Genomic DNA, 20,562 nt, shown 5'->3' with positions numbered 1-20,562 from the left:
TTCTCATGGAGGTCGAGTCGCTAGACATTCGTCATTCCTGCTTGCCGAAGAGGCCGCCGACGACTTGCTTTGCCGTTTCACTGATGATGTGGCCGGCTTCGTCGTCGCCTTTAGCAATCGACGACATGAATCCCCGCGCCTGCGTGAGCGTCAGGTGTGGCGGCAGAGGTACGACTTCAGGGTCGGTTTTGACTTCGATCACGACCGGCCGATCGCTCGTGAGGCTTTCTTGCCAGGCCAAACCCAGGTGATCAGGAGAGTCCACGTAGATGCCCTTGAATCCGAGCATCTCGCCGAATCTGGCGTAAGCGAAGTCGGGAATGTCCTGTGAGGCATTGAATTTTGGATTGCCTTCCATCACGCGCTGTTCCCAAGTAACCTCGTTGAGATCCTGATTGTTGAATACACATACAATCCAGCGCGGATCCACCCAGCCCTTCCAATATTTCTGGACCGTGATGAGTTCGGCCATGTTGTTCATCTGCATGGCACCATCCCCGACGAGCGCGATCACCGGTCGGTCAGGATGGGCGAACTTGGCGCCGATGGCGTATGGCACGGCCGCGCCCATCGACGCCAGGCCGCCCGAGAGCGATGCTGCTTGACCCTGCTTCACCCGATAGTCTCGGGCAAACCAGTTGGCGCAGGATCCGCTGTCGCAGGTAATGATCGCGTTTGCCGGCAGCAGGGGCGACATTTCCCAGATCACGCGCTGCGGGTTTACTGGATCGGCCTTCGCCATCGCGCGCCCTTCCAGCTTCTTCCACCATGCGCCCACGTTGGATTCGACCTTTTTCGACCAGTCGCGGTCGTCCTTGCGTCGGATCAGAGGAAGTAGTGCCTCCAATGTATCGGCGGCATCGCCGTGCAGATTGACTTCTGCAGGATACCGCAACGAAAGCATCGAGGCATCGATATCAATCTGCACGGCGCGTGCGGCGCCGTCCTTGGGCAGAAATTCGGACCAAGGGAAGCCGGTTCCCACCAACAGGAGGGTGTCGCAACCTTGCATCAGGTCCCAACTCGGCTCGGTGCCCAGGAGCCCGATTGCGCCGGTGACGAAGGGGAGGTCATCGGAGAGCACATCTTTTCCCAGCAGCGCTTTTGCGACGCCTGCGCCCAAGCGTGTCGCCATTTCCGTCAGATGAGGCGCCGTTCCACGAGCGCCGGCACCTATCAGGATCGCAACCTTGCTGCCAGCGTTCAGGACTTCCGCTGCCTTGGCGAGATCGGCCTCTTCCGGCACGATCTTCGGCTTGCTGTAACCGATGCCCGAACGGGTGAATCCGTGGGCGACAGCGGGCTCTTCGTAATCCTCATTCTGAAGATCTTTCGGCAGGACCAGGACGGTGGGGCCGTTTGATGCTCTCGCTACCCTGACGCATCGATCGATCAGATGCCGCACCTGGGCCGGTGCAGAGGCTTCTTGTGCGAAAAGGGCCGCATCCGAAAACATGCGGTCCAGGTTGAGTTCTTGTTGGTAGTTGGCCCCCCGGACCGTGGCCTCAGCCTGTCCGCAAATCGCCAGAATGGGCGCGTGGTCCAGTTTGGCGTCGTACAGGCCCGTGAGCAAGTGCGTAGCGCCGGGGCCGCCGGTTGACAGGCAGACACCGAGCTCACCGCTGAACTTGGCGTGGGCGACAGCCATGAAAGCCGCCATTTCTTCGTGGCGGACCTGAACAAATTCGATCTTGTCGGCTCGTTGAAGCGCCCCGATCACACCGTTGATGCCATCACCGGGATAACCGTAGATGCGCCGAACGCCCCAAGCATGCAGCCGCTCGACGACGAAATCACCGACTTTCATCTCACAACTCCGGACTGGCGGGAAGCGATGCGCCGGGCTCGATCAGGCCTTGCTGTTTGAGTTCTGCCCAGACATCGGAAGGAATCTTGGCCTTTAGCGAGTTGTAGTCTTACTGAATCTGCTCCGCGCTTCGCGTCCCCACGACCAAAGCGACCGCGATATCCGCCGCCGCCGAGAACTGAAACGCAGCGCTGCGTAGATCGACGCCGTACCGGGCGGCGACTGCCCTGAGTCTGTCGCGCTTTTCGATCGCGGTCGTCGGAATTTTGGTTCTTCGAAGCCTCGAAGAGCTTTCCCACTTTGGAGGAAAGTAAGTAATCCTCGCGCTTTTGATTGTGCAGGAAATGACCGAAGCGACGCTCAGACAATCCAAAGCCATACCAGCGACCTACGTCGAAATACCGCATTCCCACTGCCCTAGCAGCTTCGAGGGTCGCCCCGGCGCCCTTGTCGGTATGCTTGTTGAACTCGTTGCCGAGGGAGGCTCCCCCCAGTCCGAAGCGAAATTTCGGTTGCCGCGCGAGATTACTCATGAGAAATGCTCAATACTTTCCTCGTCCGAACAAAACAGCGCTCTAACGGACGGGTTCCATAGCGCGAATTCTAAAACCGCCCTTCTGAAGACGCCGCTGCGTTGGGCATACCCGGTTGCGGGCCGACCCCTGCGGGAACCGGTCATTCCACGAAGACTTTCCTTATCCAAACCGCCGCGGCCGTTTGCGCGCGGCAAGGAGGTCTGGATGGAAAAGTCGCTGGTCGGCAGCAGGGCCAGACGTGACACGGAAGTCGACGGCGGCTTCGTGCAAGTCCGCGGAGCCCGCGAGCATAACCTCAAGAACGTCTCGCTTGAGGTTCCCCGCAATGCCCTTGTTGTCTTCACCGGCGTGTCCGGATCGGGAAAGTCGTCGCTCGCGTTCGGGACGCTGTATGCCGAAGCTCAGCGGCGCTACCTCGAATCCGTCTCGCCGTACGCCCGGCGCCTTTTCCATCAGATGGCGGTGCCCGAGGTGGATTCGGTTGAAGGGTTGCCACCGGCTGTGGCCTTGCAGCAGCAACGCGGCTCGCCGACCACCAGATCATCGGTCGGAAGCGTGACGACGTTATCCAATCTGCTGCGGATGCTTTACTCGCGCGCTGGAGACTATCCCCGAAATCAGCCGCTTCTTTACGCAGAATCGTTTTCACCTAATACCCCCGAGGGCGCCTGTCCGAATTGTCACGGCATCGGTCGTGTGCATGAGGTTGACGAGCATTCGCTGGTGCCAGACGACCGGTTGACCATTCGCGAGCGGGCCATCGCGGCATGGCCGAGTGCCTGGCAGGGCCAAAACCTGAGGGACATTCTGGTGACGCTCGGTTACGACGTGGACAAGCCGTGGCGGGAACTACCGAAGAAGGATCGGGACTGGATCCTGTTCACCGACGAACAGCCAACCGTGCCGGTCTACGCCGGATACACGGCGGCGGAGACCAGGCGGGCACTGAAACGGAAGGAGGAGCCCAGTTATCAGGGCACCTTTACCGGTGCTCGAAAATACGTGCTGCAGACCTTTGCCACGACGCAAAGCGCGATGATGAAGCGACGGGTGGCGAAGTTTCTCTCAAGCTCGGACTGCCCGGTCTGCAAAGGCAAGCGGCTTAAACCCGAGCCTCTCTCAGTGACCTTCGCGGGAAAGGACATCGCCGAAATTTCGCGACTGCCGCTCAAACAGCTGCGCGAAGTGCTCGGCCGGGGTCTCGGCAGCCGAAAAATGAACTTGGCCGAGCATCCTGAGAAGGCTCTTGTCGTACAACGGATAACCGAAGACATATCTGCACGTCTGGAAGTACTGCTCGATCTGGGTCTCGGCTATCTGACTCCCGAGCGCAGCACGCCGACGTTGTCGCCGGGAGAGTTGCAGCGGCTTCGGCTGGCCACGCAAGTCCGATCCAATTTGTTCGGTGTCGTGTATGTTTTGGACGAGCCGTCGGCAGGGTTGCATCCGGCGGACACCGAGGCCCTGTTGCGCGCCCTGGAGCGCCTGAAGTCGTCCGGAAATTCGTTATTCGTCGTCGAGCACGAACTCGACGTCGTGCGGCGCGCGGACTGGATTGTCGACGTCGGTCCAGACGCCGGTGCGCAGGGCGGCCAGATCATGTACAGTGGCCCGCTGGCCGGCCTCGCGGACATGCGGGAGTCCCGTACGCGGCCCTACCTTTTCGGCCAAGCCGACAGGATTGCTAAGATGCCACGCGAGCCTCGCGGCTGGCTTAAGCTCCGCGGAGTGACACGCAACAATCTGGATCATCTGAATGCGAATATTCCCTTGGGCGTCTTCACGAGCGTCACGGGCATTTCCGGGTCGGGCAAGTCGAGCCTTATCAGTCAATTCCTCGTCGAGACCGTCGGCGACAAATTGGATCAACGCAGTGAGCCGCCGGATGAGGATGATCGACTAGAAGCGATGGTGGAGACATTAGGCGGCGAGATCATCGGCGGTCTGGAGAAAATTAAACGGCTGGTGGTTGTTGACCAAAAGCCGATCGGTCGCACGCCGCGGTCAAATCTGGCGACCTACACCGGTCTCCTCGACCATGTCCGCAAGCTCTTCGCCGCCACCAAGCAGGCGCGCGCCAGACGATACGACGCGGGCAGGTTCTCTTTCAACGTGGCAAAGGGCCGTTGTGAGACATGCCAGGGCGAAGGGTTCGTTTGCGTCGAACTGCTCTTCCTGCCCAGCGTGTATGCGCCCTGTCCGACATGTAAGGGGGGGCGCTACAATGCCAAGACCTTGGAGATCAAGATCCGGGACAGGTCTATCGCGGATGTGTTGGCCATGACGGTCGATGAAGCGTTCGGATTCTTTGCGGACGAGGATGCCCTGCGCCGATCCCTTGGTGTGCTTCGTGAAGTCGGTCTGGGATACATCCGATTGGGGCAATCCGCCACGGAACTGTCCGGTGGGGAGGCCCAACGCGTCAAGCTTGCCACCGAGCTCCAGCGCGCGCAACGAGGCGAAACGCTTTACGTGCTCGATGAACCGACGACGGGGCTGCACCCGTCGGACGTAGCGAAGTTGATGAAACAGCTGCACAGCCTCGTCGAAAGCGGCAACACGGTCGTCGTCGTCGAACATGACATGACCGTCGCCGCGGCCAGCGACTGGATCATCGACATTGGGCCTGGAGCAGGCGACGAGGGCGGCCGCATAGTGGCTTCAGGACCGCCCAAGCAGGTCGCATCAGAAACGCAGAGCCGAACGGCGGAATACCTTGCCGCTTCTATTTGACGAGGTGCCAAGGCGGGTGCAAGTTTTTAGGACCGGCCAATTGGCAGGTCCTCGGGCGATATCGGTCCGCCGTGATTTGGAGAATGACGAAGCCCCATGATTCATCACGTCTCGCTTGGTTCCAACGACATCGCAAAGGCGCGGGCATTCTACGACCAGCTCATGTCGCTGATCGGCTTTCGGGTATTGAAGGCATCGGCCACTGCCGCCCATTACGGGGCATCCGATATCGTCTTTAGTCTTGAAACGCCGGTCGACGGTAACCTCGCTTCGCCCGGTAACGGCGTCCATGTCGCCTTTCAGGCACCTGACCGAGAAACGGTCCGGCGCTTTCATGCTATGGCGCTGGAACGGGGTGGGCAGGACGAGGGCGCGCCAGGCATTCGCGCCAACTACAATGCCAACTATTATGCGGCGTTCGTGCGCGATCCCGACGGCAATAAGATCGAAGCCGTGACCTACACAGCCCGTGAATGCTTCGACGCGATAGCTTAGTCTCGCTTGCTTTCCCCCGCGCTTCTCCACCTGCCTGCTTTGGTTCCTATGTACGCAAGCCGACCTGGACCGATCTATAGCCGTAATGGTCTTGCGCACAGGCGGGATAAAGCGGCAATCTGTGGCGGATGGGCTGGTGGGACGGCCCGCGTACCCGCGTGGGCTGACGGTGAACTTCCAGGTGACAGTTCTGAAAGTGCTGGTGAGCTATCCCGACGGCTTTGCAAGCTTGTCGGAGCTCAAACGTGACGTGGCCATCCTCGTCACCAGCGGACGGGAGTGGTCGGAACGCACCACAAAGCTGGCGGCTCGTGTACCCGGGCTCGAAATATTCGGCCAAGGTCTGGTCGAACGGCGCGACGGTGGCTGGCAGATCACCGACGCGGGGCGGACCGTTCTCGCGCGAATGGAGGCGCAATCCGAAGCCGCCGTTGACCCGCAGGTTGCCGCGCCGGGTGCGCCGGCTGCACAGCCCGCTCTTCTAGCCATCTCGGGAAGCGAACGCCGTCGCCAGCAGCGCCGAAAGCGTCGCCGGCCCTCCTCCAATGACGCACGCCATTCATTCAAGGCGTCATAGTCGGTACGGTTTGGCTCGGGGCCGTCGACGCGAGCGCGAGGCCATCGATTAACGTTCGCAAGGCACGAACGCGTTTGCAATATCGAATTAGGAACTCTTGGTAACCATGACGTGTTGGTGGGGACCCGGCCGAAATGTGGCTCATGGGCGCAATTTCCTTGCTAAGGAAGTGAGGGCGGGGCGCACGCGAAAGGAATTTGGAATGCATCGGAAGGGAGATCGCATAATGCGTTTGCCGTACTTGATCATTGCCACGGCATTGACGTTCGCTCCAGCAATTGCCGATGCTGGCGGCACGGAATGGCGCCGCTATGTAATCCCGACCACGGGAGCCAGCATCGATATGCCGATATCGATCTTCAGTCGGGATGGTGGACGTGCGGAAAGCGGAGCGGGGCGGCGTTTTTTCACTGATGACAATCGGGCCGATCTCACAGTCCAGTCCATTCCGAACCCTTCGAGTGATTCTCCTGCCGAATTCCTGGCCAAGAAGCGGCCGCCGGCCGGCATCATTTACAAACGGATTACGCCTTACTTTTTTGTGGTTTCCAGCATTCGCAATGATCGGATCTGGTATAACCGTTGCAATCGCGGCGACAGGGTCATGAACTGCGTGATGATCAACTACCCAGCCGTAGAGAAGCGCGGCTGGGACGGGGTGGTTACACGGATAAGTCACACCCTGCGAGGTTAGCCCCGCCGGTGGCCATTTTCGGCACTAGAAAAAGCTTGAATATTACGTCTGAATAATTGCGGATTGCCAGCAATATACTCGGCCCAGAGTTCCCTCATAATTCTCTCTACGTCATCGGAGTTGAAGTTACTTCCATCTGGCTGCTTGCTGCCGAGTCGACCCATACGTAAGATCCCCGAATACGGGTCGCCGGGGCATGGCGTAAAGGCCGCATCCGTTGGCTCGTGGATAATTCCTTGCGGGGAAATGTTAAACTGGTCGCGCCTGACGAGGCAGCTATCCATGATCGTCTTCGCATTCTCCGGCACTCAGTTTCAGTTTCCTTCTCAAGCCGAGTAAACCGGGCAACTCCCGAGTGAGAATGCCATGCTGTATTGCGGCTCCCGCTGGGCCACGTCGATTAACGGGTTCGCTGGCGGTTTTCAGAACACTTCCTGACATAAAAGATCCCAGCACGATTTGTCGCTAGTTACCGAAGAAGCCGAAGCCGGCACTTTGCCGACGTTCATCGCCACTAAAGGCCATAATGGGCGCGTCCTGCCGTTCGGCCTGTTCTATCTGCAGCTCGCGCTTAGCTTTTTCTGCTTTCCACTTTGCTTTGCGTTCGGCGTATCGCTTGCGAGGCTCCCGCTGCTCCGCTTCAGCCTTTCTGGTAGCTATCTTCTCGACTTGCTTTTCCACGGGCGGCTCGGCTTCCTTTACCGGCCGTATCTCCGATGGCGGTTGCGGCGCGGCGACAATCTGTGGCGGTGGCTGCGGCGGCTGCGCTGCCTCGGCTGAGGTGGGCAGAACTGTTCGGACGGCCGATGGCGGTTCTGGAACAGAAGCGACGTTCCGATACCCAATTGGTTGGTTCAGCGCCGATTTGGCCATCATGAGCCCGCCGCCAAATCCTGCGCCAAGAATGATGAAAGTGGTTCCCATCCCTGCGAAGAAAATGCCCGCGTTCGATGCCATGACGGCGTCTCCGTTGATAGAAGACGAACGCGGAGATCTCCAAAAATGTTCCGGCCTAGGAAAAAGTGGTAATAGCCTCCCATGACGACATCGCAAGCGCCGTTGGATTCGCGTTTTCAGTTCCGGGCCGGAAGGCGATCACCCACCGAATCTTGAAACAGGGCAGACCTGATGACTGCATGACCCCCGCCGGCATTCGGTTTACCCAAAGCTTCGTAGTGGCGGAGATACTCCTGCGCCATTCGCCTTGCGGCAAATCTCTGCTCGAACTGCCGGCGCACCTGCCGCCGATCGAGTTCGGAAAGCCTGCCAATCGCCTGTAGAGCTTCTGCTTCCCCCGATACGACAAAGCCGGTAATGCCATCGTCGATGACCTCCGGCACCGAGCCGGACTTGAAAGCAATGACGGGCGTGCCGCAGGCCATAGCTTCGATCATAACGAGACCGAACGGTTCTGGCCAATCGATGGGAAACAGCAACGCAGCCGCGCCCCCCAGAAAGTGCTGCTTCTTTTCATCATCGACCTCACCGATAAGCTGGACCTGATCCCCGTCGATCTGCGGCTCAAGCTTTTCCTTGAAATATTTCCTTTCGCCCCGCGGTACCTTCGCGGCGATACGAAGCGGCATTTTGGCGGCATGGGCAATCCGGATCGCAGCTTCCGGCCCTTTTTCCGCCGTCAGCCGGCCCAGGAAGGCGAGGTAGGAGCCGGGTTCGAAGGACGGCCGGAACAGGTCGGTCGGCAAACCGTGGTAAATCGTGCCCAGCCAATTTGCCTCACTCAGGGGAGCGCGCTGATCATCCGATATCGAAACGAACGGCGCGTCGGGAAAGAGGCTGACCACGTCAGGAAAGCCCGGCAAATCCATCCGTCCATGGCAGGTGATCAAAAAGGGCACACCGAGCCGGCTAAGGAGCGGCAGTTGCAGCCAGTCGATATGCGTATGGATGACATCGAATTCAGTCGCGCGGCGGGCTACCGCTTCCAACAATGCTGCCTGGGCAACCATTGGGTCCGTCCGTGGGCGGCCGAGGCGTAGGGCCTGAGGCCAAACGGAATGGAGCTTAGCGGCGGTCTTCGAGTCCCCGCTGGCGAACAGCGTCACGTCATGCCCCAAGCTTACCAGTTCATCGACCAGCCACGCTACCACCCGCTCGGAGCCGCCATAGAGCTTGGGAGGAACACTTTCGGCCAGAGGCGCTACCTGGGCAATTCGCATCGGCTTTCCACCATTTAGGTATCACTCGCGAATCCAAACCGGTCAGACCACCGGCCGTTCGTATTTGGCCAGCAGGTCGAGCCAATCCTCTAATAGCCGGCTCATCAGAAAGTTCTGCCGCACGCTTTCTTTCGCCCGCGAACCGACTTGCTCGCGGAGCCGCGGGTTCTTCAAGAGCTGGACGATTCTTGCGGCCGCCTGATCGGGCGTACTCACCAGAAACCCGTTCCATTCGTCCTTGATCTGGTGCCGGATGCTTCCTACGTCGCCGCCGATGACGGCGGCGCCCTTCCACATCGCCTCGGTCACCGTAAGGCCGAAGCCTTCGCGGGTCGACTTCTGCAGGACGACAGCAGCGGCGCGCTGCAGCGCATTCACCAAGGTTGGATCATCCACTGCGAGAACAATGATGCTTTCATCGGCAACGCTCTTGATCGTCTTGAGGATTTCTCCACCTTCAGGATCGTCGGTGGCATTGTTGCCGACAAGCACGAGCGTACACTCCACTTGATCTCTGGCTTTTCGGAAGGCCTCAATCACGCCCATCGGGTCTTTCCATCGATCGAACCTGGAAATCTGCGTCACTAATGGACGATCTGTCGGAATTTTGTAGTTGCCCAGGAATTCTCGAATCTCCCGATCTGACAGGTCCCGGTTCTTCGCGGAAAACGGATCGATCGATGGGGTAACGAACTGCTGGTCGATCTGAAGGTCCTGGCCGTATTCGGGGAGCGAGAAGATGGCACCGTTATACTGCTCGATGAACTGGCGCAGATAGGTCCAGACCGGCGCATGCGGCGACGAAAGATCGACGTGACATTGCCAGAGCCAGGGCATTTCCCGATCGGCGAAATGTGTGATCAACGGCAGAGGCTGAGGATCATGCACAACGCACACGGGGATGGATCGAGCGACCCTCCCGGGCGCCTTTTACACTTTTTCCCACTGCAATAATTCCGAAGGCGCCCGGAAGTTGCCTCCGCCTATGACGTGCTAGGGAATTGAAACGGGATGAACGTCTGTTCATCCCGGCGCGATTTCGGTGGCGCAAAAAACCCCATGCGCAGACGAGGTTGCCGCAAGCCGACAAACCTTCCGACTGGGAACAAGTGGCAATGGCTGCAGTTTTGTAATTTGTCGCATTCAGCGACTGGAGAAAATCGATGAAGAAATTGATTTTGGCGGCTGCGGCAGTCGCTTTGCTGTTAACCGGCGCAACGGCGCAGACCACGGTTACCACCGGCGCCTCGCGTGCCACGGTTCAGATCGAGCCAGAGGCTCGTACCAGGATTAGGAGCTATGTGACCGAACACAAGATTCGTCCGGTTACGGTCAAGGAGCGCATCGCCGTCGGCGCGACCGTGCCAAGCGATGTCGAACTGGTGCCGGTGCCGTCCGATTGGGGGCCGTCGCTCACGAAGTATCGCTACGTCTATTCGAACAATCGCGTTCTGCTGGTGGATCCTGGCAGCCGCGCGGTAGTGGAGGAAATCGACTGACGTGATCTGGCTGCCTGCGTTAGCAGGCAGCCATCGAGCGGTTCTCGATTTGAGGCCAAGATTGGCGGTGGTCTTGACGTGCCTCGTGCGGACCCGTATGGCCGCCGTCGGGCTCCGAATGCGGGCTGCGCTGCACGGCCGTTCATCAAGATTAAATTCGAGAGCCATTCGTTCGAGTGAGGTTTCGTGAGGAACCCACACCTTCCTGCGGCGGTTGAACGCTTCAAGAAACCAGGAAGGAGACGACCATGAAGAAGACTGCATTGGCACTAGCTGCGGCCGTCACCATTGGCGTCACTGCTGTGGCGTCGCCGTCACCAGCTGAAGCACGGTGGCGTGGTAGCTGGGGTCCTGGAATCGCCGGCGGCCTCATTGGCGCTGCCATCATCGGTGGCTTGGCTTCCAGCGCCTACGCCTATGGGCCAGGCTATGGGTACTACGGCTATCCGTACGCTGGCGGCTACGCGCCGGCCTATTACGACGGTTATGGCCACGGTCCTTATCCGTGGGGTGCCTATACAACCACCTATTATAACGGGTACTCGCCGGCCTATTACGGCTATCGCTACCGCCGAGTTGTTCGACCGGCGTTCGCCTACTACGGCGGCGCTTATCCGCGGCGTATCTATCATCGCCACCGCTGGTGAACAGGCTCGTAACGCTAGGCTCGGCGCGCGCTCACTAGCGCCGAGCCTTGGTTTCCGGGCTTCTACGAGCGATGACAATTTAACGCTGGAACCGTGGGGTCATGGCCATGAGCGCATTACATAGGTGCGTCGCGGCATGGAGTTTCAAAGCCTGTCACCGACGGAACGATCGCATCTCCACCCGGTTTCTTCGGACGCACTCTCGCTTCTTGAAGCACGTCGGTCTGTCCGACGCTTCATTCTCTTCGGTTGAAGAGCAAGCGAGCAACTCACGAGGAGGAGTAGATGACGAACAGAATGAAGAGCAGATTTCTGATTACGACGGCGGCGTTGCTCGCTGGCGCAAGCCTTGCGTCCGCGCAAGGTCCGATTGGCGGGGCCGGCGGCGGCGCAGGCGGCGAAAAGGGAATGTCGCAGAGTTCGCCCGGTGCTTCGCGCAGTGAAGGCATGACGCAGGGTCGTGCGACGGAATCCCGCGAAGGTAGCCGGGCCGAGGAGTCTGGACGCGCGCAACGCGATGAGCCTGGCATGCGTGACCGTGGTCGCGCCGAGGGCCCGCGCGACAGCAGCAACAAGGGTCAAACGGTGGGTCAAGGACGATCCGATCGCGACGATGCGCGGCACTCGCAGGAGTCCGGCAAGGAGCAGCGCGACTCCAGCAAGGATCGGGCACAGCAGCAGGGTCAGAAGGACCAAGCGGTGGGTCAGGGACGATCCGACCGCGACGATGCGCGCCGCTCGCAGGAGTCCAGCAAGGAACAGCGCGACACCAGCAAGGATCGGGCACAGCAGCAGGGTCAGAAGGACCAGGCGGTGGGTCAAGGACGATCCGACCGCGACGATACGCGGCGATCGGAGGATCGGACCCGTGACAAGGGCAATGCCGATAGCAAGCAGGCCCAGCAGCCGTCTCGTGAGAACCAGAGCGGATCGGGCCAGAACGCCCAGGATCGAAACTCGAGCTCGGGCACCGGCCAGAATGTGACGCAGGGCCAAACCAACGCGCCTGCGCCGGGTCCAGCCGCCGCGCCCCCGCAGGCTCAGACACCACCACCAGCGCAAGGCCAGGCCGCAGCGCCTGGGCAGGGCCAGACGACGGCCGCCAGCCAGACCCGCACCAACTTGACCGCGCAGCAGCAGACAACGCTACAGCAGTCGGTGCTTCAGGCGAGCAACGCCCCGCGCGTCAACGCGAACTCCATCAACTTCCAGGTCCACACCGGCGTAGCATTGCCTTCGAGCATCTCGGTCGTATCGGTCTCGACCTATCCGGCGCTGATCGATGTGTTCCCTGCGTACCGCGACTACAGTTTCTTCGTCGTGGAGGATGAAGTCGTGTTCGTCGACCGTGACCGGCGCATTGTTGACGTGGTCCCCGCCGGCCCGCGGACGCGTTTTAGCGGCGGCGGAGGCGGTCAAGGCAGCAGTGCCAGCGTCGCCGTGGTCGACCTTCCGCCCGACGACATCCGGGTCGTGCAACGTGTGTTGATCGAGCGTGGCCTTCTACGCGGCGAAGCCGACGGCATCCTGGGTACGCAGACCCGCGAGGCCATCAGCGTGTTCCAGCGGCAGCAGGGCATTCAGGTAACTGGCAGTATCGACGCCCGCACGGTGTCGTCGCTTGGCGTGTCCGGCCGGCTGAGCCAGCAGGCGAACCAGAGCATTGGCCAGTCGCAGTCGTCGACGACAGGCGCTCAGACGTCAACGAGCGGTCAGGGACAGGCCGGCACTGGCCAGGTTCAGACGGGCCAGCAGCAGCCGAGCCAGCAGAACGCGACAGGCCAAGCGCCCAACCATAACCCTGGCCAAGCGGCCACTACACCCGCTCAGCAGAACCAGCCGTCAACGACGACGGGCCGGAGCACCGCTCCAAATCAGCCGAACACGACGGGACAGGCTGCCCCGCAGATGCAGAGCGGAAATCAGCCGACGGTGAACCAGAACCCGTCCTCCGGACAAATGCAGGGCACGGGTTCGTCACCAGGTCAGGCGACGCAGGGCAACACGCCCAGCAGGTAGAGCAACCTTGGGAGCCCCGCATTCGCGGGGCTCCTTTCCTGCTACGAGGGCGGCGTTCAATTCGCAAGTCTTGCCTCATTGACACGCGAGAAGGAGGCGTGCGCGCGGACGACACCTTTCGCCGGTAACGTTTCGGAGGTGCTATGCATCCGATGCGAGAGAAGGCGAATGCAATGCTAGTACAAAAAAGTCAACGAGCGTTTGGGAGTGGGGCTATCTGACGAGCGAACCCGTTCGTATCCGTGATCGTCATGTCAGTAAAAAGCCCCGCCGAAGCGGGGCTTTTTATTGGGGAGCTACCAGGTCTGGCGACCGTACCAGTCGTCCATCTCCTTTTGCGCCCGGTCTTTCGCATAACCATACCGTTCCTGAAGTTTTCCCTGCAGTTGGTCCTGCTTGCCAGCGATGACATCGAGGTCATCATCGGTCAGTTTTCCCCACTGCTCCTTCACCTTGCCCTTGACCTGCTTCCAATTCCCTTCGACACGATTCCAGTCCATGGCTGCCTCCTACAGTTGGAGAACACGTAACGTGGTGCCGCGCATTCCGTTCCGGGCCGGTCTGGCCGCCGTAGAACAGGATCCGGTGCCGGGCTCGAAGCAGCCCCTTGCGTATTGGTTGCGGGTTTGTGGCCCATGTCGTTCTGGCAATTGTTTGAGCGTCACTGGTTGGAACGCAGTCCCTTGCGGAGCGTTCTTCGTGCTGTTCTCCCGCCCGATGTCAATTGGGCGTGACTGCATTCCCATGGAGCCGGCCATGCATTTCCTGATAAACGGCAAATCTTTCGATTTCGAACTGGATGCTCGTGTTTCACTACTCGATCTCTTTCGCGAACACATGGGGCTCACCGGCACCAAGAAGGGGTGTAATCAGGGTGCCTGCGGGGCTTGCACAGTGCTGGTCGACGGTGAGCGGATCAACGCCTGTCTCGCGCTGGCGATACAGTATCAGGATCGGCCTATCATCACGGTTGAGGGCCTCTCACAGACCAACCATCTGCATCCACTGCAGCAGGCGTTCATAGAGCACGATGGCTTTCAATGCGGTTATTGCACGCCAGGCCAGCTCTGCTCCGCGGTCGGCATGGCCGACGAGATAAAGCGAGGAGTGCCGAGCGCTATCACGACTGACCTGGCGGCCGAGACGATTGGGCTCAACCATGACGAACTCCGCGAGCGGATGAGCGGCAACCTTTGTCGATGCGGCGCATACAACGGTATCGCTGAGGCGATTGCCGAGACCTTCGCGAAGGAAAAAGCATGATCGAATTCAGCTATGCGCGTGCCGAAGATGCGCCCGGGGCAATCCGGCTATCCAGCTCCGCCGCCCGCCCCAAGTATCTCGGCGGCGGCACTAACCTCGTCGACCTAATGCGCGAGACGGTCGAGCGACCAGATGCGTTGGTCGACGTGACCGGGCTTTCGTCCGATATCGAGGCTCGCGACGACGGCAGCCTGCTGATCGGTGCCGCCGCGAAGAACACGGCGGTTGCGGCAAATCGAGTGGTGCGAACGCATTTTCCGATGCTATCGCGCGCGCTGCTGTCGGGCGCGAGTGGACAGATTCGCAACATGGCGACCGTCGGAGGCAACATCCTGCAGCGTACCCGATGCACCTATTTCTATGACGACGCCAGCCGCTGCAATAAGCGTGCACCAGGTGCCGGATGCGATGCGATCGACGGTTTCAATCGCTATCACGCGATTCTTGGTGCATCGCCGTCATGTGTCGCGACCCATCCGTCCGATATGTGTGTTGCGCTTGCAGCTCTCGATGCGCTCGTTCATCTCGAAGGACCCAATGGCAGGCGGATGTTAACGTTCGTTGACTTTCATCGGCTCCCGGCCGGCCGCCCCGACGTCGAGACCGAACTCGGGCCCCACGAGCTGATCACCGCAATTGAGCTTCCGGCGCTGCCATTTGCCACACACTCGACATATCGCAAGGTACGCGACCGGGCGAGCTATGCTTTTGCGCTGGTTTCCGTCGCCGCCGCGCTTGACCTGGGTCCGGATGGCTCGGTTCGCGACGTGCGGCTCGCATTAGGCGGTGTCGCACACAAGCCCTGGCGAGCCTGGAAGGCGGAAGTCGCCCTGCGAGGGCAGCAGGCCACCCCTGACAGTTTCCGCGCTGCCGCCGAAGCAGAATTGGCCGAAGCTTCCGGCTTGCGCGACAACACCTTCAAGATTGAACTTGGCAAGAGAGTAATAGAAGCCGTGTTGAGCGAGTTGGCGGGAGAGTCCGCATGAGCATCGTGGAGAAGGCCATCCAGACTGCCATCCGCCTGACGCCAGAGAGTTGGCTTCCCGGCGGCACTCCCGATCCGCTGATGCACAAGCATGGCCTGATCGGCAAGCCGGTGTCGCGGGTCGATGGGAGGCTGAAGGTTGAGGGGAAAGCGCGCTTCGCCGCTGAGGTGCCGCTTGAGGGGCTGGAGTACGCGGCTCTGGTTTATAGCAGCATCGCGCGCGGGCGGATTGCGACGCTCGATACGGCCGAGGCGGAAGCCTCGCCGGGCGTCACGCTCGTGATGACGCATTTGAATGCCCCCCGCATGAAGCCGCCGCCGGTGATGATGTCCACGCCCAAGGCGGCCGGCCCGAGCGATCTGCCCATTATGCAGGACGGGGAAGTTCACTGGAATGGTCAGCCGGTGGCGCTCGTGCTCGCCAAAACCCAGGAACAGGCGGATCGCGCCAAATCGTTGGTGCGCGTGGCGTACGATCTGGCGCCGGGGGTGGTCTCCTTCGATGAGGCAAAGACACGTGCTCGAACCCCCGACAGCATCCTGGGAGAGCCGCCGTCTATCGAAATCGGTGACGCCGAGGGGGCATTGAAGCAGGCAGCGTACAAGGTCGATCTGACTTACCGCACGCCGCGCTATAATCACAATGCTATTGAGCTGCATGCGGCGACAGTGGCTTGGGATGGCGACGAACTCGTCGTCCATGACGCGACGCAGATGGTGAATGCCACAGCCTGGACATTGGCCCAGGTGTTCGGGCTCAAGGAGGAGCAAGTCCGTGTTCTCTCGCCCTATGTCGGCGGCGGGTTCGGCGGCAAAGGACTGTGGGATCATCAAATTCTCGCCGCAGCGGCGTCCAGGCTCAGAGGGCGCCCGGTGCGGATCATGCTATCGCGTGAGGGCGTTTTCAGGATCGTCGGCGGCCGGACTACGACCGAGCAGCGCGTCGCACTCGGCGCCAAGCCAGATGGCACGTTGGCCGCGCTCGTTCATACCGGCGTTGCTGCGATGACCACCCATAATGCCTGCCCCGAACAGTTCACCTTTCCGGCGCGCCATCTCTACGCCGCCGATACGATCAAGGTTGCGCAACAGGTGGCCGACATGGACATGCTCGCGAACACATTCATGCGCGCGCCGGGAGAATCCGTCGGCACCTATGCACTCGAATGCGCGCTCGACGAACTTGCGGAAGCGATGAAACTCGATCCTATCGAGCTGCGTCGGCGTATCGAGCCCGACAAGGATCCGACATCGGGCGCACCATTCTCCTCGCGCAATCTCATAGAGGCGTACCGGCGCGGTGCCGAGCGGTTTGGTTGGGACAAGCGGGTCGCTACGCCGCGTTCCCGACAAGAGGGCGAATGGCTGATCGGAATGGGATGCGCGACCGCCACCTATCCGTATTATCGGATGCCCGGCGGCGCAGCCCGCATTCGGCTCACCACCGACGGTCGCGCGCTTGTTCAGATGGCCAGCCATGAAATGGGCATGGGCACTGCTACGGTGCAGGCGCAACACGCCGCCGAGCGGCTCGGTCTTGCATTGGACGATGTGACTTTCGATTATGGCGACACGTCGCTGCCATCAGGCACGCTCGCCGGTGGCTCGTCGCAGACCGCCTCGATCGGGGCTTCCATCATCGCGGCGACTGACGCCTTGACCAAAGAATTGCTCAAGCTGGCCGGCAACGATTCCCCGCTGGCGGGCCTAAAGCCAGAAGAGGTCGAGGCGCGCGACGGTGGTTTGTGCAAATGCGACGAGTCGGATCGGTGGGAGAGCTACGTCTCGATATTGCAACGCGCCAAACGCGATGAGGTGGTCTGCGAGGCGGACGCACCGATGCCGCTCGAGGTGCAGAAGTATTCGATGCATTCGTATGGTGCGCAGTTCTGTGAGGTTCGCGTCAGTGCGGTCACCGGGGAGACGCGCGTGTCCCGCTTCCTTGGATCATTTGATACCGGCCGCATCCTCAATGCCAAGCTGGCGTCAAGCCAGTTCAAGGGTGGCATCATCATGGGTCTGGGCCTCGCGTTGACAGAGGAGACGTTGTTCGATGAGCGCTCGGGCAGGATCATGAATCCGTCGCTCGCCGAGTATCATGTTCCGGTTCAAATGGACGTACCGGCGATCGAGGTCATCTGGAACGACATCCCGGATCCGCACAGCCCTTTGGGGGCTCGCGGAATAGGCGAGATCGGCATTACGGGTGTGGGCGCCGCCGTAGCAAATGCCGTCTACAATGCGACGGGCAAGCGCATTCGCGAGTTGCCGATTACGTTGGATAAGTTACTTACACTGGGATCCTGACCCAGTTGTGAAAGCCGATCGTTGCCGGCACATGTGAGGGCCCGTCACGTCGCAGATTGCGATGAGTGTCTTTCAAGCAGGTTAAGCGGATTTTCATTGCCGCTTGCCATTTGAGGTCCACCAAACGAGAAAGCTAGGAGTCAGCGCGCGGACCAATCTCCAGTCCAGCTTCGGTCAGTGCCTCAATAACGCATTTCGCTATCTGTTTGGCTTCCTCCAGTCCGATTTTCTCGTCCGGACTTTCATTCAAGCACTCAGAGACTGCCGTCGCAATTATCGAAATCACCTGATGCTGATCAACCATCTTACGCTCCGTGCTGCTAAGATCGTTTTGCACGAAACTTCAAGGCACCCTGGGGATCAATTGCGGTCATCCAATAGGTCAAAGGAAATGGCCCGACCGCTAGGTCGGGCCGCTCCGTTCAATACTTGAATTCCGGCATCGCCTTAAGCTGATCCTTGGTGGCATTGTAAACCACGTGATCGGGATACCAGTTGGTGTTGCGGGCCGTCGTTGAGGCCGCGCCCGTGGTCGTAGTCCGCACGCTGCCGTCGGTCGCTGTGCGTGCGTTGCTGTCCACGCTCGTCGCCGGGGCGGCGACAGGACGGTCCGAGGCGGTGCTAGCCGACCGCACTGGTTCGTTCACCCATTTCAGCTTGTCGTATGCGACGGCCACATAATGCTCGCCCATTCCCAGGAAGCCGCCGACGCCGATGATGACGTTCGCGACCTTGCCCGACTTATCGAGGATGATCTCGCTGATGTCGCCAATCTTCTCGTTGGCTTCGTTATAGACGTCAACGCCGACGAGCTTGGACGCGCGCCATTCGCCTTCCCGGTGTGCGGCCGCAGCGCGCAGCGTAAGGAAAATCGAGAGAGCGTTCACAGGGAAAGACGGCCCTGTTAGGATTGGAACCATTCCAACGGGAGTTTCATTGATTTGCCAACACGGCGCGCTCCCGTGTCGCGTTGGCTCGCGCATTGGTAAATTGAGGTGTTGGTCCCGGCTGGCTTGGCATTTTCAAACGTTTTGATCGGCGCCGTTGTCGTCGGCGCCCTGTATTTCACGCGTGAAATTCTGGTCCCGATCGCGCTCGCCGTCCTTTTGAGCTTTGTCCTGTCGCCACTCGTGAAGGCGCTGCAACGCGTGAACCTGCCGCGGTCGATCGCGGTGCTCGGCGCGGTGAGCCTGGCACTGGCCATCGCGCTGAGCCTTGCGGCGATGGTGATGATCGAGGTCAACCAGCTCGCAAACGACCTGCCACGCTATCAATCTACATTGGGCGAAAAAATCCATAACCTGCGCGATAAGGTGGGTAGCGTTGGTGTGCTCAGGAACGCATCCAGCCTGCTGAAGGACCTGGACAGGGAATTGAAATCGCCCGCACGGGACGACGCTCAAACGGCCGCGCCCTCGCTGCCAGACGGCCCGGCAAAAGCCCCCATACCCGTCGAAGTCCATCAGCCAGATCCGGCCGCGTCTGAAGCATTGATCGCCATACTGCGGCCGCTCGCTGGTCCCTTCACCACCACGGGAATCGTGGTGATCTTTCTGATCTTTTTCCTCTTTCAAAGAGAGGACTTGCGTGACCGATTCATCCGGTTGCTTGGCAGCGAGGATCTGGAGCGGACCACAGCCGCCCTCGACGATGCAGCGCAGCGCCTGGGAAAGCTGTTTCTGACCCAACTCGTCTTGAATGCGACTTTCGGCGTAGTCATCGGCGTTGGCTTGGCCGTCATCGGAGTTCCGAGCGCGCCTCTTTGGGGGCTGCTGGCGATGGTTCTTCGATTTGTACCTTACATCGGCGCCATCCTGGCTGCCGGTTTGCCGATCGCGTTGGCCGCGGCGGTCGGAAGCGATTGGACAATGACGTTCTGGACGGTGATCTTGTTTACGGTGGTTGAACCGCTGACCGGACATGTCGTCGAGCCTTTGGTTTGCGGGAAAGTGCCGGTCTGTCGCCGGTCGCGGTGGTCGTCGCCGCGTCATTCTGGACTTGGCTATGGGGGCCTTTGGGCCTGCTGCTGTCGACCCCGCTCACGCTTTGCCTGGTCGTCTTTGCTCGGCACGTCGAACGCCTGCAGTTCATCGACGTGATGCTGGGAGACCAGCCGGCGCTGACACCTCAGCAAACCGCATACCAAAGAATGCTGACGGGCGACCCGCTTGACGCGATCGAACAGGCCCGGTCGTTCCTGAAAGACGGCACCGCCCCGGCTTATTACGAAGACATACTGCTTGGCGCCTTAAGATTGGCCGAGGCCGACGCCGCGCAGGGTCGGCTGGACGACGTTCGGCTCGAAAATATCCACGAAACCATCTCCGAGATCATCGAGGATATCGCCTCGCATGAGACCGGTCAGGCGAGGGCGATTGACAAGGCTCCTGGCCGGAAAGCAAAGATCGTCAACATAGACGCCCGTAAGCTGGGCAAGCCGGTTTTCTGCATACCCGGGCTGGGGCGGCTCGACGATTGCGCTGCGCTAATTGTCGCAGATGCGCTCAAGCGTGAGGGATTCAACGCGCGCGTTTCCGGCGCCGACACCGAAATTGATGCCGGCAACGCGGACACGATCTGCGTTTGCTTTCTGGAGGAAGTCTCGGGCGCGAGGTTGTCGTTTACGGTCCGAAAGTTCGCTCGGCGGGTACCTTCGGCCACGATCATCGTTTGCCGGTTGGGAAATCAGATCGAAGCCGAAGAAGAGCAGACGCGTGATGAGGATGCGCCGCGCTCGCTCGCTTCCGTTATCGCCGCAGTAGCCAAAAACGCCAGTGTCAAAACGCGTCGGGAACAATAGGCAATGTCCGAGAGCTCAGGCTT

20 protein-coding genes are annotated in these 20,562 nt (G+C 60.3%); 12 read left to right on the top strand and 8 right to left on the bottom strand.

The genetic code is table 11. From position 1 onward, the window contains the following. Window positions 1–31: 31 nt before the first annotated feature. A complete protein-coding gene (locus ABIE49_RS13035; RefSeq protein ID WP_192737485.1) occupies window positions 32–1,807 on the bottom strand; it encodes a thiamine pyrophosphate-requiring protein in 1,776 nt (591 codons plus the stop codon). Beyond that, window positions 1,804–2,340, bottom strand: a complete 537-nt coding sequence (locus ABIE49_RS13030) for an aldo/keto reductase (RefSeq protein ID WP_210337376.1) — start codon at window positions 2,338–2,340, stop codon at window positions 1,804–1,806. Before ABIE49_RS13030 ends, ABIE49_RS13035 begins: the two co-directional genes overlap by 4 nt. 207 nt (window positions 2,341–2,547) lie before the next feature. Between ABIE49_RS13030 and uvrA the strand changes: the two genes are divergently transcribed. From uvrA to ABIE49_RS13010, 4 genes are all read left to right on the top strand, one after another. Then, window positions 2,548–5,076 carry an excinuclease ABC subunit UvrA gene (gene uvrA / locus ABIE49_RS13025; protein WP_192737484.1) on the top strand — a complete coding sequence of 843 codons (2,529 nt, stop codon included), beginning with the start codon at window positions 2,548–2,550 and terminating at the stop codon, window positions 5,074–5,076. 96 nt (window positions 5,077–5,172) lie between these two features. Next, window positions 5,173–5,571 carry a VOC family protein gene (locus tag ABIE49_RS13020; protein ID WP_192737483.1) on the top strand — a complete coding sequence of 133 codons (399 nt, stop codon included), beginning with the start codon at window positions 5,173–5,175 and terminating at the stop codon, window positions 5,569–5,571. 169 nt (window positions 5,572–5,740) lie between these two features. After that, a complete protein-coding gene (locus ABIE49_RS13015; RefSeq protein WP_192737482.1) occupies window positions 5,741–6,148 on the top strand; it encodes a hypothetical protein in 408 nt (135 codons plus the stop codon). 226 nt (window positions 6,149–6,374) lie between these two features. Next, window positions 6,375–6,842, top strand: coding sequence for a hypothetical protein (locus tag ABIE49_RS13010; RefSeq protein WP_192737481.1), 468 nt, complete (start codon window positions 6,375–6,377; stop codon window positions 6,840–6,842). A gap of 465 nt (window positions 6,843–7,307) precedes the next feature. On the opposite strand, the gene ABIE49_RS13005 is transcribed toward ABIE49_RS13010, so the two are convergent. The 3 genes from ABIE49_RS13005 to ABIE49_RS12995 all read right to left on the bottom strand — a co-directional run bounded on the left by ABIE49_RS13005 (window position 7,308) and on the right by ABIE49_RS12995 (window position 9,907). Then, window positions 7,308–7,799 (bottom strand): hypothetical protein, encoded by a 492-nt coding sequence (locus ABIE49_RS13005; RefSeq protein ID WP_192737480.1) that lies wholly within the window; start codon window positions 7,797–7,799, stop codon window positions 7,308–7,310. A 116-nt stretch (window positions 7,800–7,915) separates the two neighbouring features. Next, the gene (locus ABIE49_RS13000; RefSeq protein ID WP_192737479.1) at window positions 7,916–9,019 is read right to left on the bottom strand and encodes a glycosyltransferase family 4 protein; all 1,104 of its coding nucleotides are present in this window, start codon (window positions 9,017–9,019) and stop codon (window positions 7,916–7,918) included. A gap of 42 nt (window positions 9,020–9,061) precedes the next feature. Next, a complete protein-coding gene (locus tag ABIE49_RS12995; protein WP_354066808.1) occupies window positions 9,062–9,907 on the bottom strand; it encodes a glycosyltransferase in 846 nt (281 codons plus the stop codon). Window positions 9,908–10,182: 275 nt separating this feature from the next. On the opposite strand from ABIE49_RS12995, the gene ABIE49_RS12990 reads away from it, so the two are divergent. The 3 genes from ABIE49_RS12990 (at window position 10,183) to ABIE49_RS12980 (ending at window position 13,184) form a co-directional block, all read left to right on the top strand. Beyond that, window positions 10,183–10,518: a DUF1236 domain-containing protein gene (locus ABIE49_RS12990; RefSeq protein ID WP_192737477.1), complete on the top strand. Its 336-nt coding sequence runs from the start codon at window positions 10,183–10,185 to the stop codon at window positions 10,516–10,518. A 248-nt stretch (window positions 10,519–10,766) separates the two neighbouring features. Further along, window positions 10,767–11,165, top strand: a complete 399-nt coding sequence (locus tag ABIE49_RS12985) for a hypothetical protein (protein ID WP_192737476.1) — start codon at window positions 10,767–10,769, stop codon at window positions 11,163–11,165. A gap of 285 nt (window positions 11,166–11,450) precedes the next feature. Beyond that, window positions 11,451–13,184: a peptidoglycan-binding protein gene (locus ABIE49_RS12980; RefSeq protein ID WP_192737475.1), complete on the top strand. Its 1,734-nt coding sequence runs from the start codon at window positions 11,451–11,453 to the stop codon at window positions 13,182–13,184. 296 nt (window positions 13,185–13,480) lie between these two features. Here ABIE49_RS12980 and ABIE49_RS12975 read toward each other — a convergent pair whose 3' ends face one another. Continuing rightward, window positions 13,481–13,684, bottom strand: coding sequence for a CsbD family protein (locus tag ABIE49_RS12975; RefSeq protein WP_192737474.1), 204 nt, complete (start codon window positions 13,682–13,684; stop codon window positions 13,481–13,483). A gap of 256 nt (window positions 13,685–13,940) precedes the next feature. Between ABIE49_RS12975 and ABIE49_RS12970 the strand changes: the two genes are divergently transcribed. Genes ABIE49_RS12970 through ABIE49_RS12960 form a run of 3 tightly spaced genes read left to right on the top strand, consistent with a single transcriptional unit; the run spans window position 13,941 to window position 17,739 of the window. After that, window positions 13,941–14,447: a 2Fe-2S iron-sulfur cluster-binding protein gene (locus tag ABIE49_RS12970; protein ID WP_192737473.1), complete on the top strand. Its 507-nt coding sequence runs from the start codon at window positions 13,941–13,943 to the stop codon at window positions 14,445–14,447. After that, the gene (locus ABIE49_RS12965) at window positions 14,444–15,433 is read left to right on the top strand and encodes an FAD binding domain-containing protein (RefSeq protein ID WP_192737472.1); all 990 of its coding nucleotides are present in this window, start codon (window positions 14,444–14,446) and stop codon (window positions 15,431–15,433) included. Before ABIE49_RS12970 ends, ABIE49_RS12965 begins: the two co-directional genes overlap by 4 nt. After that, window positions 15,430–17,739, top strand: a complete 2,310-nt coding sequence (locus ABIE49_RS12960; RefSeq protein ID WP_192737471.1) for a xanthine dehydrogenase family protein molybdopterin-binding subunit — start codon at window positions 15,430–15,432, stop codon at window positions 17,737–17,739. Before ABIE49_RS12965 ends, ABIE49_RS12960 begins: the two co-directional genes overlap by 4 nt. Before the next feature lie 133 nt (window positions 17,740–17,872). On the opposite strand, the gene ABIE49_RS12955 is transcribed toward ABIE49_RS12960, so the two are convergent. Then, window positions 17,873–18,043 (bottom strand): hypothetical protein, encoded by a 171-nt coding sequence (locus tag ABIE49_RS12955; RefSeq protein WP_192737470.1) that lies wholly within the window; start codon window positions 18,041–18,043, stop codon window positions 17,873–17,875. Window positions 18,044–18,161: 118 nt separating this feature from the next. Beyond that, complete coding sequence (locus tag ABIE49_RS12950) at window positions 18,162–18,626, bottom strand: PRC-barrel domain-containing protein (RefSeq protein ID WP_354066807.1); 465 nt, start codon at window positions 18,624–18,626, stop codon at window positions 18,162–18,164. A gap of 126 nt (window positions 18,627–18,752) precedes the next feature. Between ABIE49_RS12950 and ABIE49_RS12945 the strand changes: the two genes are divergently transcribed. Together ABIE49_RS12945 and ABIE49_RS12940 are read left to right on the top strand one after the other, a co-directional pair. Further along, window positions 18,753–19,838 (top strand): AI-2E family transporter, encoded by a 1,086-nt coding sequence (locus tag ABIE49_RS12945; RefSeq protein WP_192737468.1) that lies wholly within the window; start codon window positions 18,753–18,755, stop codon window positions 19,836–19,838. After that, window positions 19,754–20,539: a hypothetical protein gene (locus ABIE49_RS12940; RefSeq protein ID WP_192737467.1), complete on the top strand. Its 786-nt coding sequence runs from the start codon at window positions 19,754–19,756 to the stop codon at window positions 20,537–20,539. Before ABIE49_RS12945 ends, ABIE49_RS12940 begins: the two co-directional genes overlap by 85 nt. Window positions 20,540–20,562 lie beyond the last annotated feature (23 nt).

The organism is Bradyrhizobium sp. OAE829, assembly GCF_040546575.1.
In the GTDB taxonomy this organism is placed as follows: Bacteria; Pseudomonadota; Alphaproteobacteria; order Rhizobiales; family Xanthobacteraceae; genus Bradyrhizobium.
Note: the sequence above shows the minus strand (reverse complement) of the source record. Positions and strands in the feature narration are given on the sequence as shown.

Coding starts and splice junctions, on each gene's coding strand:
- ABIE49_RS13035 (WP_192737485.1), bottom strand. CDS start 1,807: ATGAAAGTCGGTGATTTCGTCGTCGAGCGGCTGCATGCTTGGGGCGTT.
- ABIE49_RS12955 (WP_192737470.1), bottom strand. CDS start 18,043: ATGGTTGATCAGCATCAGGTGATTTCGATAATTGCGACGGCAGTCTCT.
- ABIE49_RS12980 (WP_192737475.1), top strand. CDS start 11,451: ATGACGAACAGAATGAAGAGCAGATTTCTGATTACGACGGCGGCGTTG.
- ABIE49_RS12985 (WP_192737476.1), top strand. CDS start 10,767: ATGAAGAAGACTGCATTGGCACTAGCTGCGGCCGTCACCATTGGCGTC.
- uvrA (WP_192737484.1), top strand. CDS start 2,548: ATGGAAAAGTCGCTGGTCGGCAGCAGGGCCAGACGTGACACGGAAGTC.
- ABIE49_RS13030 (WP_210337376.1), bottom strand. CDS start 2,340: ATGAGTAATCTCGCGCGGCAACCGAAATTTCGCTTCGGACTGGGGGGA.
- ABIE49_RS13005 (WP_192737480.1), bottom strand. CDS start 7,799: ATGGCATCGAACGCGGGCATTTTCTTCGCAGGGATGGGAACCACTTTC.
- ABIE49_RS12960 (WP_192737471.1), top strand. CDS start 15,430: ATGAGCATCGTGGAGAAGGCCATCCAGACTGCCATCCGCCTGACGCCA.
- ABIE49_RS12990 (WP_192737477.1), top strand. CDS start 10,183: ATGAAGAAATTGATTTTGGCGGCTGCGGCAGTCGCTTTGCTGTTAACC.
- ABIE49_RS12970 (WP_192737473.1), top strand. CDS start 13,941: ATGCATTTCCTGATAAACGGCAAATCTTTCGATTTCGAACTGGATGCT.
- ABIE49_RS13000 (WP_192737479.1), bottom strand. CDS start 9,019: ATGCGAATTGCCCAGGTAGCGCCTCTGGCCGAAAGTGTTCCTCCCAAG.
- ABIE49_RS12975 (WP_192737474.1), bottom strand. CDS start 13,684: ATGGACTGGAATCGTGTCGAAGGGAATTGGAAGCAGGTCAAGGGCAAG.
- ABIE49_RS12965 (WP_192737472.1), top strand. CDS start 14,444: ATGATCGAATTCAGCTATGCGCGTGCCGAAGATGCGCCCGGGGCAATC.
- ABIE49_RS13010 (WP_192737481.1), top strand. CDS start 6,375: ATGCGTTTGCCGTACTTGATCATTGCCACGGCATTGACGTTCGCTCCA.
- ABIE49_RS13020 (WP_192737483.1), top strand. CDS start 5,173: ATGATTCATCACGTCTCGCTTGGTTCCAACGACATCGCAAAGGCGCGG.